This window comes from Nocardioides pinisoli, assembly GCF_024199985.1.
GTDB lineage: Bacteria > Actinomycetota > Actinomycetes > Propionibacteriales > Nocardioidaceae > Nocardioides > Nocardioides pinisoli.
The window spans coordinates 157,435-170,401 of record NZ_JANARS010000008.1; the positions used below are offsets into that span (position 1 = coordinate 157,435).

Annotated in this window: 8 protein-coding genes; 5 read left to right on the forward strand and 3 right to left on the reverse strand. The window is 72.3% G+C overall.

Features of this window, described 5'->3' with window-relative positions; translation table 11 throughout:
- The first annotated feature begins 135 nt into the window (after positions 1 to 135).
- Positions 136 to 1,785, forward strand: coding sequence for an ABC-F family ATP-binding cassette domain-containing protein (locus tag NCI01_RS17880; protein ID WP_254182845.1), 1,650 nt, complete (start codon positions 136 to 138; stop codon positions 1,783 to 1,785).
- Between the two features lie 28 nt (positions 1,786 to 1,813).
- Here NCI01_RS17880 and glpD read toward each other — a convergent pair whose 3' ends face one another.
- Genes glpD through NCI01_RS17895 form a run of 3 tightly spaced genes read right to left on the reverse strand, consistent with a single transcriptional unit; the run spans position 1,814 to position 5,918 of the window.
- Positions 1,814 to 3,541 carry a glycerol-3-phosphate dehydrogenase gene (gene glpD, locus NCI01_RS17885; protein ID WP_254182846.1) on the reverse strand — a complete coding sequence of 576 codons (1,728 nt, stop codon included), beginning with the start codon at positions 3,539 to 3,541 and terminating at the stop codon, positions 1,814 to 1,816.
- Positions 3,531 to 5,048, reverse strand: coding sequence for a glycerol kinase GlpK (glpK, locus tag NCI01_RS17890; RefSeq protein WP_254182847.1), 1,518 nt, complete (start codon positions 5,046 to 5,048; stop codon positions 3,531 to 3,533). The genes glpD and glpK (NCI01_RS17890) overlap by 11 nt, the downstream gene beginning before the upstream one ends.
- 36 nt (positions 5,049 to 5,084) lie before the next feature.
- A complete protein-coding gene (locus NCI01_RS17895) occupies positions 5,085 to 5,918 on the reverse strand; it encodes an MIP/aquaporin family protein (RefSeq protein ID WP_254182848.1) in 834 nt (277 codons plus the stop codon).
- 145 nt (positions 5,919 to 6,063) lie between these two features.
- Between NCI01_RS17895 and NCI01_RS17900 the strand changes: the two genes are divergently transcribed.
- The 4 genes from NCI01_RS17900 to carB all read left to right on the forward strand — a co-directional run bounded on the left by NCI01_RS17900 (position 6,064) and on the right by carB (position 12,965).
- A complete protein-coding gene (locus NCI01_RS17900) occupies positions 6,064 to 6,852 on the forward strand; it encodes an IclR family transcriptional regulator (protein ID WP_254182849.1) in 789 nt (262 codons plus the stop codon).
- Positions 6,849 to 8,399: a glycerol kinase GlpK gene (gene glpK / locus NCI01_RS17905; RefSeq protein ID WP_254182850.1), complete on the forward strand. Its 1,551-nt coding sequence runs from the start codon at positions 6,849 to 6,851 to the stop codon at positions 8,397 to 8,399. Before NCI01_RS17900 ends, glpK (NCI01_RS17905) begins: the two co-directional genes overlap by 4 nt.
- A gap of 65 nt (positions 8,400 to 8,464) precedes the next feature.
- Positions 8,465 to 9,637, forward strand: a complete 1,173-nt coding sequence (carA, locus tag NCI01_RS17910; protein ID WP_254182851.1) for a glutamine-hydrolyzing carbamoyl-phosphate synthase small subunit — start codon at positions 8,465 to 8,467, stop codon at positions 9,635 to 9,637.
- 1 nt (position 9,638) lies between these two features.
- Complete coding sequence (carB, locus tag NCI01_RS17915; protein WP_254182852.1) at positions 9,639 to 12,965, forward strand: carbamoyl-phosphate synthase large subunit; 3,327 nt, start codon at positions 9,639 to 9,641, stop codon at positions 12,963 to 12,965.
- Positions 12,966 to 12,967: the final 2 nt, after the last annotated feature.

A 12,967-nucleotide genomic window follows, 5' to 3' on the forward strand; every position in this document is an offset into this window, starting at 1 on the left:
CTGGGCCGTCCGGCCCGGACCGCCTAGGCTGTTGGTCATCATGTGGATCCACGGCTGACCCGACTCGCGTCCGCGGCGGCGCCCCTGCGCCCGAGGCCCGGCGAGTCCTCCCTCCGATCCCTTGAGGACGTCCGCATGCCTGCCTCTCCCTCCACCCCGTCCCACGTCACCGGCGCCGGTGTCCACGCCCCGCTCGTCGTCACCGGCCTCTCGGTCGCCTACCCCGACCGCACCGTCCTGAGCGGGGTCGACCTGCTCGCGCAGCCGGGCCGGCGCATCGGCCTCGTCGGCGAGAACGGCGTCGGCAAGTCGACGTTGCTGCGCGCGGTCGCCGGCCGACTGCCGTCGCCCGCTCGGGTGAGCGGCACGATCACGGCCCCCGACGACCTGGTGCTCCTCGGCCAGGAGCCACCGTTCTCCGACTCCGCGACCGTCGCCGAGGTGCTCGCCATGACCCTGGCGCCGCTCCGGCGCGCCGTCGCCGATGTCGAGCGCCTCGCCGCCGCCGTCGGCACCCCCGAGGGCGACGCCGCCTACGAGCGGGCGCTCGAGACCGCCGTCACCCACGACGCCTGGGACGCCGACCGGCGCGCCGACGTGGCAGCGGCGCGGCTCGGCCTCGCCGGCCTCGGACCCGACCGGGTCGTCGGCACGCTGTCGGGCGGGCAGCGCACCCGGCTCGCGCTGGCCACGATCATGACGACCCGCCCGTCGTGCCTGCTGCTCGACGAGCCCACCAACCACCTCGACGACGACGCGATCGAGGTGCTGACCGGCTTCCTGCGCGAGCTGCCCGGGGTCGTGGTGCTGGCCAGCCACGACCGGGTCCTGCTCGACGACGTGTGCACCGACCTCGTGGACCTCGACGCGGGCGAGCTGGGCACGGACGGCAACGGCGGGCGGCGCTTCGGCGGCGGGTGGTCGGACTACGAGGCGGCCCGCGCCGACGCCCGGCGGCGGTGGGAGGAGACCTACGCCGCGCAGCAGGAGGAGATCGGCCGGCTGCGGGAGGCGACCCGGATCGGCACGTCGGCGATCGCGCACGACCGGGGCCCGAGCGACGGCGACAAGTACATCTACTCGTTCAAGGGTGGTCGCGTGGAGCAGACGCTCGCGCGGCGCAAGAAGGACGCGCAGCGCCGGCTGGCGGTCGCCGAGCGCAAGCAGGTCCGCAGGCCCCCGGCGCCGCTCGCCTTCCGTGGCGGGCTGACGGCGGCTGCGAGCGGACGGCTGGTGCAGGGGCGCGACCTCGAGGTCGCCGGACGGATGCAGGTGGACCGGATCGACCTCGCGGCGGGGGAGCACCTGCTCCTGACCGGGCCCAACGGGTCGGGCAAGTCCACGCTGCTCGGCGTCCTGTCCGGGCGGCTGGCGCCGACGGGCGGCACGCTGCACGTCTCGGCGCGCACGGTCCGCGAGCTCACCCAGGACCCCGAGCCCACCGACCGCACGCGCTCCGCCCTGGCGACGTACGACGACGCGGTGCGGGACCTGCCCGACGCGCCTGCCCTGCGGGAGCTCGGGCTCCTGCACCCGCGGGACCACCGCACGCCCGTCGGCCGGCTGTCGGTGGGCCAGCGGCGGCGGCTCGGCCTCGCGGTGGCGATCGCCGCTGCGCCCGACCTGCTGCTGCTCGACGAGCCCACCAACCACGTCTCGCTCGCCCTCGCCGGCGAGCTGGAGGAGGCGCTCGCGACGTCTCCCGGGGGCGTGGTGCTCGCGTCCCACGACCGCTGGCTGCGGCGACGGTGGACGGGGCCCGCGCTGCGGCTGGAGGGCTGGTGACCTCCTGCCGCGCCGCGGGCCCCACCGGTCAGGCCGAGCGACCCATCCGCACGTCCGCGGCCCCGAGGCGTGCGGCGTCGGCGGTGTGGTCGTCGGGCTGCTGCTGCGAGTCGATCTCCGCCGCGACCCGTGCGCGGTAGTGCTCGACCTCGTTCTTCGCCTGCTCGTCGCTCCACCCGAGCACCGGCGCCACCAGTGCGGCCACGTCCTCCGCGGCCGACACCCCGCGGTCGGTCGCCTCGATGGAGATCCGGGTGCGGCGGGTGAGGATGTCGTCGAGGTGCAGGGCCCCCTCCGCCTGGGCGGCGTAGCAGGCCTCCGCCCGCAGGTAGCTCGGCGCCCCCGGCAGCGGCTCGCCGAGCTCCGGGCGCTCGGCGACCAGCGCCAGGACCTCCCCGATGAGCGAGCCGTAGCGGCGCAGCAGGTGCTCGATCCGGGCGAGGTGCAGCCCCGACTCCTCGGCCAGCTGCTCCCTGCTGTTCCAGGCGGCGGCCCAGCCCTCGGCCCCCACGAGCGGGATGGTGTCGGTGCAGCACGGCGGCACCTTGCGCGGGAGGCTGTGCACGACGGCGTCGACGGCGTCCTTCGCCATCACCCGGTAGGTCGTGTACTTGCCGCCCGCCACCATCACCAGCCCGGCGACCGGCGAGACCACCGCGTGCTCCCGGGAGAGCTGGCTGGTGTCGTCGGACTCCCCGGACAGCAGCGGCCGCAGCCCGGCGTAGACCCCGACCACGTCCTCGTGCGTCAACGGCGTCTGCAGCAGCGCGTTGGCGTGGTCGAGCAGGTAGTCCACGTCGGAGCGGCTCGCCGCCGGGTGCGCGAGGTCGAGCTCCCAGTCGGTGTCGGTCGTGCCGATGATCCAGTGGCTGTCCCACGGGATGATGAACAGCACGCTCTTCTCGGTGCGGCTGATGATGCCGGTCTGCGAGCGGATCCGGTCGCGCGGCACCACGATGTGCACGCCCTTGGAGGCGCGCACGTTGATCTGCCCGCGGCCACCCACCATGTCCTGGATGTCGTCGGTCCACACACCGGCGGCGTTGATGGTCTGGCGGGCCTCCACCTCGACCTGCTCACCGGACTCGAGGTCCAGCACCCGCGCACCCGTCACCCGGTCGCCCTCGCGCAGGAAGCCGGTGACGCGGGCGCTGGTGGCGACGTGCGCGCCGTAGTCGGCTGCCGTGCGCGCCAGCATCATCGTGTGGCGGGCGTCGTCGACTTGGCCGTCGTAGTACTGGATCGCACCGACGAGGGCGTCCTTGCGCAGCGACGGGAACTCGCGCAGCGCCTGGCGCCGGGTGAGGTGCCGGTGGCTCGGCACCCCGTGGCGTCCGCCCAGCGTGTCGTAGAGGAGCACGCCGCTGCCGACGTAGAACCTCTCCCACACCCGGTGCGTGAGGGGGTAGAGGAACGGCACCGGCCGCGCCAGGTGCGGGCAGAGCCGGTTGAGGATCAGCGACCGCTCGCGCAGCGCCTCCCGCACCAGGCCGAAGTCGAGCTGCTCGAGGTAGCGCAGCCCTCCGTGCACGAGCTTGCTCGAGCGGGAGGAGGTGCCCGCGGCGTAGTCGCGCGCCTCGACCAGCCCGACGCGCAGCCCGCGGGTCGCGGCGTCGAGGGCGGCGCCGGCCCCCACGACGCCACCGCCGATGACGAGCACGTCGAGCGGCTCGCGGGTCATCTCCCTCAGGGCGTCCGCACGTTGCTGGGGGTCGAGCCTCACTGCAGTCCTGCTCATCGCGTCCTCACTCCACATCGACCCAGTCGAGGGTCCTCGTCACGGCCTTCTGCCAGCCGCGGTAGCCCTCGGCACGCTGCTCCTCCGACCACTGCGGCTCCCACCTCTTGTCCTCGTTCCAGTTCTTGCGCAGCTCCTCGCGGTCGGACCAGAAGCCCACCGCGAGCCCTGCCGCGTACGCCGCTCCGAGGGCGGTCGTCTCGGCTACCACCGGCTTGCTCACCGGCACCCCGAGCACGTCGGCCTGGATCTGCATGCACAGGTCGTTGGCGGTCACGCCGCCGTCGACCTTCAGCACCTCCAGCTTCACGCCGGAGTCCTTCTCCATGGCGTCGGCCACGTCGCGGCTCTGGTAGCAGATCGCCTCGAGCGTAGCCCGCGCCACGTGGGCGTTGGTGTTGAAGCGCGACAGCCCGACGATCGCCCCGCGGGCGTCCGAGCGCCAGTAGGGCGCGAAGAGGCCGGAGAACGCCGGCACGAAGTAGACCCCGCCGTTGTCCTCGACCTGGCGGGCGAGGGACTCGCTCTGCGAGGCGCCGCTGATGATGCCGAGCTGGTCGCGCAGCCACTGCACCGCCGACCCGGTCACCGCGATCGACCCCTCGAGGGCGTAGACCGGGGCCTCGTCGCCGAACTGGTAGCAGACCGTGGTGAGCAGGCCGTTGTCGGAGCGGACCAGCTCGGTGCCGGTGTTGAGCAGTAGGAAGTTGCCCGTCCCGTAGGTGTTCTTGGCCTCGCCGGGCGCGAGGCAGACCTGGCCGACCATCGCGGCCTGCTGGTCGCCGAGCGCCGCGGTCAGCGGCACCTCGGCGCCGAGCGGCCCGTTCGCCAGCGTCATGCCGTAGGGCTCGGGCGAGGACGAGGGCCGGATCTCGGGGAGCATCTGCCGGGGGATGTCGAAGAAGCCGAGGAGCTCGTCGTCCCAGTCCAGCGTCTCGAGGTCCATGAGCATGGTGCGGCTGGCGTTGGTGACGTCGGTGACGTGCACGCCGCCGTCGGTGCCCCCGGTGAGGTTCCACAGGAGCCAGCTGTCCGTCGTGCCGAAGACCGCCTCGCCGGCCTCGGCCGCCTCGCGGACGCCGTCGACGTTCTCGAGGATCCACTGGATCTTGCCGCCGGCGAAGTACGTCGCGGGCGGCAGGCCGGCCTTGCGCCGGATCACGTCACCGCGGCCGTCGCGGTCCAGCGCGCTCGCGATCCGGTCGGTGCGGGTGTCCTGCCACACGATGGCGTTGTAGTAAGGACGCCCGGTGACCTTGTTCCACACCACCGTGGTCTCGCGCTGGTTGGTGATGCCGAGCGCGGCGAGGTCCGAGCCGCTCATCCCGGCGCGCGCCAGCGTGGTCTTGATGACCGAGCTGGTGCGCTCCCAGATCTCGAACGGGGAGTGCTCGACCCAGCCCGCCTGTGGCATCACCTGCTCGTGCTCGAGCTGGTGGCGGGCGATCTCGTTGCCGCCGTGGTCGAAGATCATGAAGCGCGTGCTGGTGGTGCCCTGGTCGATGGCGCCGACGTAGTCAGCCATGGTGCGTTCCTCCTGTGGGTCGGGCGGTGCGATGGGTCAGGCGTGGGTGGGGGTGTGCTCGTCGGTGGGGAGCCGGCCGGCCTCCTGGGGCTCGTCCTCGTCGGGCAGGAAGAGGCTGAGCCCGCGGTAGGCGGCGGCGCCGATGAGGCCACCGATGAGCGGCGCGATCAGCGGCACCCAGAAGTAGAGCTCACCGCGCTGGTCCTCGAAGGCCGTGTCGTAGCCCGTGGCGAAGCTGGCCAGGCGGGGGCCGAGGTCGCGCGCGGGGTTGATGGCGTAGCCGGCGTTGGTGCCCCAGGCCATGCCGATCGCGACGACGATCAGGCCGATGACGATCGGGGCGAGGGTGGCGACGGGCGCGCTGTTGCGGACGTCGGTGACCGCGAGGACCAGGAACAGCAGGATGGCCGTGCCGACGACCTGGTCGAGGAAGGCGGTGCTCGTCGAGATGTCGAGCGAGCCGTTGCCGGGGAGCGTGGAGAAGATGCCCTGCGTGGCGATCGTCAGGTCGGGGTCGACGAGGGCGATGGCGTCGGCGTAGATCCCGCGCACGATCAGCGCCGCCACGAACGCGCCCGCGGTCTGGGCGATGGCGTACGGCAGCACCTTGCGCCACTCGAAGTCACCGAAGGCGGCGAGCGCGAGGCTCACGGCCGGGTTGAGGTGGGCACCGCTGATCCGCGCCGCCACGTAGACGCCGAAGGTCACCCCGAGCCCCCAGGCCCAGGCGATCGAGTCGTGGTCGCCGAGTGCGCCGTCCCCGGTGACGACCTGCGCCACCACACCGACGCCCATCAGGATCAGGATCATCGTCCCTGCGAACTCGGCGACCACCTCGCCGAGCAACGTCCTTCGTCCGAAACTGGTCATGCCCGCCAACTCCTCGAGTGTTGTCCTGCACGGGCTGCGCAGACTAGGGACGACGTGACGGGCACCACAACGGGCGTCGTTCGACATGGTCGAACGCTTCGCCGTTCGGCGATGTCGAACCCGTCGTCCCGGTCGTGTCGCAGGCATGAGTAACCTGCATCACATGCCGGGACGGGTGCAGTCGGTCGAACGGGCGGCCGCGATCCTCCAGGTCCTGGCCGTCGAGGCGCAGCCGACGCCGCTCCACCACCTCGCCGCCGCGCTCGGCCTGGCCAAGGGCACCGCCCACGGCCTGCTCCAGACGCTCAAGGACGTCGGCTTCGTGGACCAGGACGAGGAGTCCGGGCTCTACGCCATCGGCGCCGGGCTGCTGGAGCTCGCGGCACCCAAGCTGGACCACAACGAGCTGCGCTCGCGCGCGCTCAACTGGACCGACGCCCTGGCCGGGCGCACCCACCTCGCGGTCCTCGTCGGCACCCTCGAGGGGGACCACGTCGTCGTGGTGCACCACGTGCTCCGGTCCGACGAGTCGCCCGTGACGACCACGACCGGCGCGGCACTGCCGCTGCACGGCAGCGCGCTCGGCAAGGTGCTGCTCGCCCACGACCCCCGCGCGATGCGCTCCGCGCGGGCCGGTGAGCTCGAGAGCCGCACCTACCGCACCGTCGTCGACTGGCCCGCCCTCCAGCGCCAGCTCGCCGACGTCCGCGACGTGGGCTGGGCAGCCGAGGTGGAGGAGCGTGAGCCCGGGGTTGCCGCACTGGCCGCACCCGTGCGGGACCGCTCGGGCTACGTCGTGGCCGCGATCGGGGTCGAGGGCGCGCCCGACGAGCTCTGCGACACCCGGCTGCGCCCCCGCCCGGCCCTGGCGCGCCAGGTCACGGACGCCGCACGCGCGGTGTCGCGCGAGCTCGGCCACGGGCGACGCACGTGAGCCGCTCCTTCGTGGCGGCCATCGACCAGGGGACGACCTCCACCCGCTGCCTGCTCTTCGACCGCGACGGCCGGATGGTCTCGGTGGCACAGCGCCCGCACCAGCAGCACTACCCGCGCCCGGGCTGGGTCGAGCACGACGCGGCCGAGATCTGGCGGATCACCCGCGAGCTGCTGCCCCAGGCCCTCGACGACGCCGCCGTCGACCCGGGCGAGGTGGTGTCGCTTGGCGTGACCAACCAGCGGGAGACGACAGTGGTGTGGGACCGCGCCACCGGTGAGCCGGTCGGCCCGGCGATCGTCTGGCAGGACGTCCGCACGGCCGACCGCCTGGGCGAGCTCACCGACCACGTCGACGAGTCCTGGCTCGCCGAGCGCACCGGCCTGCCGCTGTCCTCCTACCCCTCGGGTCCCAAGCTGCGCTGGCTGCTCGACGGTGACCCGGCACTCCGCGAGCGCGCGCAGGCGGGGGAGCTGCTCTTCGGCACCATGGACACCTGGCTGGTGTGGAACCTCACCGGCGGGCTGCACGTGACCGACGTGACCAACGCGAGCCGCACCCTGCTGATGGACCTGCGCACGCTCGCGTGGGACCCCGAGCTGCTGGCGTGCATGCACGTCCCGGTCAGCATGCTGCCCGAGATCCGGCCCTCCATCGGTGTCGTCGGCACGACCCGTCACGGCGTGCCGGGCATCCCCATCGGAGCCCTCGTCGGCGACCAGCAGGCGTCGCTGCTGGGGCAGACCGCGTTCGACGCCGGCGAGGCGAAGTGCACCTTCGGCACCGGCAGCTTCCTCCTCCTCAACACCGGCACCGAGATCGTCCGCTCCACCTCGGGCCTCATCACGACGCTCGCCGCGAACGCCGAGGGCGAGCCGGCGACGTACGCCCTCGAGGGGTCCGTCGCGGCCGCGGGCTCCCTGGTGGAGTGGTGCCGCACCAGCCTGGGCCTGATCCGCACCGCACCCGAGATCGAGACCCTGGCGGGCACGGTCGCGGACAACGGCGGGTGCGTGATCGTGCCGGCGTTCTCCGGGCTCTACGCACCGCACTGGGAGCCGGACGCGCAGGGCACCGTCCTGGGGCTGACGTCCTACATCGAGAAGGGCCACCTGGCCCGCGCGGTGCTCGAAGCGGTGGCGTGGCAGACCCGCGACGTCGTGGACGCGATGACCCAGGACGCGGGATCGGCGATGGCCTTCCTCGCCGTCGACGGCGGGATGACGGCCAACAACCTGCTCATGCAGACCGTCGCCGACGTCCTCGACGTGCCGGTGATCCGCCCGATGATGGCCGAGAGCGTGTCGCTCGGTGCGGCCTACGCGGCCGGGCTCGCGGTGGGCTACTGGTCCGACCGGAGCGTGCTCCGCTCGCACTGGCACCGGGCCGCCGAGTGGCGCTCGGAGGTCACCGCGGACGACCGCGAGCGGGCCTACGCCGCCTGGCGTGACGCGGTCGCCCTGTCCATCGCGTGGGGCCGTGGCCAGGGCGCTCGGAGGCAGGGTCCACCACGGACGGCCGAGGTCGGCGCACCGGCGATCCACTGATAGGCTCGGCGCGGCTCGAACATCCTTTAACGATCCGTCCCGTGAGGCGGAGAAGGAGGTACGGCATGGCTCTGCCTGCCCCTGCCCAGACCCCGTCTGGCACCCGATCTGGCACCCGATCGGCGCTGCTGGTCCTCGAGGACGGACGCACCTTCCGCGGTGAGTCCTTCGGCGCCGAGGGCGAGACCTTCGGCGAGGCGGTCTTCTCCACCGGCATGTCCGGCTACCAGGAGACGCTGACCGACCCCAGCTATCACCGCCAGGTCGTCGTGATGACGGCCCCGCACGTCGGCAACACCGGCATGAACGACGAGGACACCGAGTCCTCGCGCATCTGGGTGGCCGGCTACGTCGTGCGCGACCCCGCCCGGGTCCCCAGCAACTGGCGCAGCGTGCGGACCCTCGACGACGACCTCCGCGACCAGGGAGTCGTGGGCATCAGCGGCGTCGACACCCGCGCGCTGACGCGCCACCTGCGCGAGCGCGGCGCGATGCGGGTGGGCATCTCCACGACGGAGAACGACCCCGAGCGGCTGCTGCAGCGGGTGCTGGAGTCCGGCGAGATGGCCGGCTCCAACCTGAGCGAGGCGGTCTCCACGCCCGAGGCCTACGTGGTCCCGGCGCAGGGGGAGCGGCGCTTCACCGTCGCGGCCCTCGACCTCGGCATCAAGTCCAACACCCCGCGGATGCTGAGCGAGCGCGGGGTCGAGGTGCACGTGCTCCCGGCGACGACGACCCTCGAGGACGTCAGGGCCGTCGCTCCCGACGGGCTCTTCTTCTCCAACGGCCCCGGCGACCCGGCGGCCACCACCGCCCAGGTGCAGCTGCTGCAGGACGCGCTGCGCGCCGGCATCCCCTACTTCGGGATCTGCTTCGGCAACCAGCTCTTCGGCCGGGCGCTGGGCTTCGGCACCTACAAGCTCAAGTACGGCCACCGGGGCATCAACCAGCCGGTCATGGACCGCACCACCGGGAAGGTCGAGGTCACCGCCCACAACCACGGGTTCGCCGTCGACGCGCCGATGGAGGGCTCGACGAGCACCGAGTTCGGTGACGTCACGGTCAGCCACGTGTGCCTGAACGACGACGTCGTCGAGGGGCTCGAGCTCCGCGACGCCGACGGGCGGCTGACCAGCTTCTCGGTGCAGTACCACCCCGAGGCCGCCGCCGGTCCCCACGACGCGGCCTACCTCTTCGACAGGTTCGTGGACCTGATGACCGAGCGGAAGGACGCCTGACATGCCCAAGCGCACCGACATCCAGAGCGTCCTGGTCATCGGCTCGGGGCCGATCATCATCGGCCAGGCCTGCGAGTTCGACTACTCCGGCACCCAGGCGTGCCGGGTGCTGCGCCAGGAGGGCCTGCGGGTCGTCCTGGTGAACTCCAACCCGGCGACGATCATGACCGACCCCGAGTTCGCCGACGCGACCTACGTCGAGCCGATCACGCCCGACTACGTCGAGAAGGTGATCGCCAAGGAGCGCCCCGACGCGCTGCTCGCCACGCTCGGCGGTCAGACGGCGCTCAACTGCGCGATGGCCCTCGACAAGGCCGGCGTGCTGGAGAAGTACGGCGTCGAGCTGATCGGTGCCTCCATCGAGGCCATCGAGCGCGGCGAGAACCGCCAGCAGTTCAAGAAGATCGTCGAGCAGCTCGGCGGCGAGTCCGCCCGCAGCGTCATCTGCCACTCGATGGACGACCTGCTCGCCGCGGCCGACGACCTCGGCTACCCGATGGTGGTCCGCCCGTCCTTCACGATGGGCGGCACCGGCTCCGGCATGGCCTACGACGAGGCCGACCTGCGCCGCATCGGCGGTGCCGGCCTGGCCGCCAGCCCGACCACCGAGGTGCTCCTCGAGGAGTCGATCCTCGGCTGGAAGGAGTACGAGCTCGAGGTCATGCGCGACAGCGCCGACAACAGCGTCATCGTGTGCTCCATCGAGAACCTCGACCCGATGGGCGTCCACACCGGCGACTCGATCACCGTCGCCCCGGCGATGACCCTGACCGACCGCGAGTACCAGAAGATGCGCGACCTCGCGATCGGCATCATCCGCGCCGTCGGCGTCGACACCGGCGGCTGCAACATCCAGTACGCCGTCAACCCCGCCGACGGCCGGCTCATCGTCATCGAGATGAACCCGCGCGTCTCGCGCTCGTCGGCCCTGGCCTCGAAGGCCACCGGCTTCCCGATCGCCAAGATCGCCGCCAAGGTCGCCATCGGCTACACCCTCGACGAGATCCAGAACGACATCACCGAGGAGACGCCGGCCTCGTTCGAGCCCGCCCTCGACTACGTCGTGGTCAAGGTGCCGCGGTTCGCCTTCGAGAAGTTCCCCGAGGCCGACCCGACGCTGACCACCCACATGAAGTCGGTCGGCGAGGCGATGGCCATCGGCCGCAACTTCACCGAGGCCCTGCAGAAGTCGCTGCGCTCCCTGGAGAGCAAGCACGCGCCGTTCGACTGGCACAAGGAGTACGTCGAGCTCGACAAGGCGTCGCTGCTCGAGGAGATCAGCGTGCCGCACGACGGCCGGCTCAAGAAGGTCATGGACGCCATCCGCGCGGGGGCGACCCCGGAGGAGATCTTCGAGGCGACCGCCATCGACCCGTGGTTCGTCGACCAGCTCGCGCTGATCAACGAGGTCGCCGTGCAGCTCATCGAGGCCACCGAGCTGACCCCCGACCTGCTGCGCCTCGCCAAGCGGCACGGTTTCTCCGACGAGCAGGTCGGCAAGATCCGCGGCCTGTCCGCCGACGTCGTCCGCGGCGTGCGGCACGCGCTGGGGATCCGGCCGGTCTTCAAGACCGTCGACACCTGCGCCGCCGAGTTCGCCGCCCGCACGCCCTACCACTACTCCTCCTACGACGAGGAGACCGAGGTGCAGCCCCGCGCCGAGGGCAAGGAGGCCGTGATCATCCTCGGCTCCGGGCCCAACCGCATCGGCCAGGGCATCGAGTTCGACTACAGCTGCGTCCACGCCTCGCTCGCGCTGGCCGAGGCCGGCTACGAGACGATCATGGTCAACTGCAACCCGGAGACGGTCAGCACCGACTACGACACCTCCGACCGGCTCTACTTCGAGCCGCTGACCCTGGAGGACGTCCTCGAGATCGTCCACGCCGAGCAGCAGGCGGGTCCGGTCGCGGGCGTGGTGTGCCAGCTCGGCGGGCAGACCCCGCTGGGACTGGCCCAGGGCCTCGCCGACGCGGGTGTCCCGATCGTCGGCACCACCCCGGAGGCGATCCACCTCGCCGAGGACCGCGGCGCCTTCGGCCGCGTCCTGGCCGACGCCGGCCTGCCCGCGCCCAAGCACGGCACCGCGACGTCGTACCCGCAGGCGCAGCGGATCGCCCACGAGATCGGCTACCCGGTCCTGGTGCGGCCGTCCTACGTCCTCGGCGGACGCGGCATGGAGATCGTCTACGACGACGCCGCCCTCGAGCACTACCTCGAGCGCTACGTCGCCAACGGGCTGATCAACGAGCGCCAGCCGGTGCTGGTCGACCGGTTCCTCGACGACGCGGTCGAGATCGACGTCGACGCGATCTTCGACGGCGAGGAGCTCTTCCTCGGCGGCGTGATGGAGCACATCGAGGAGGCCGGCATCCACTCCGGCGACTCGTCCTGCGCGCTGCCGCCCATCACGCTCGGGCGCGAGGAGGTCGACCGGATCCGCACCTCGACCGAGGCGATCGCCCGCGGGCTCGACGTCCGGGGCCTGCTCAACATCCAGTTCGCGCTGGCCTCCGACGTGCTCTACGTCCTCGAGGCCAACCCGCGTGCGTCGCGCACCGTGCCGTTCGTGTCCAAGGCCACCGCGACGCCGCTGGCCAAGGCCGCGGCCCGGGTGATGCTGGGGGAGTCGATCGCCGACCTGCGCGCCGCCGGCGTGCTGCCGGCCGAGGGCGACGGCGGGCACCTGCCCGACGGGTCGCCCATCGCGGTCAAGGAGGCGGTCATGCCCTTCGACCGCTTCAAGACCTCCGACGGCCGCACGGTCGACGCGCTGCTCGGACCCGAGATGCGCTCGACCGGCGAGGTGATGGGCTTCGACGCCTTCTTCGGCACCGCCTTCGCCAAGGCCCAGGCCGCGGCCTACGGCTCGCTGCCGCTGTCGGGCAAGGTCTTCGTCTCGGTCGCCAACCGTGACAAGCGGCACATGATCTTCCCGGTCAAGCAGATCGCCGACATGGGCTTCGAGATCCTCGCGACCGCGGGCACCGCCGAGGTGCTGCGCCGCAACGGGGTGCAGGCCACGGTTGTCCGCAAGCAGTCCGAGGGCGAGGGTCCCGACGGGGAGCGGACGATCGTCGGGCTGATCCGCGACCGCGAGGTCGACCTGGTGATCAACACGCCGCACGGGGCCACGAGCGGTGGCTCGCCGCGCGCCGACGGCTACGACATCCGCACCGCGGCCGTGCTCACCGACATCCCGTGCATCACCACCATCCAGGGGCTCGGCGCCGCGGTGCAGGGCCTCGAGGCGATGCGGCGCGGCGACATCGGCGTGCGCTCGCTGCAGGACTGGGCCCAGCTCGCCGCGGACTCGCGGACCGTGTGAAC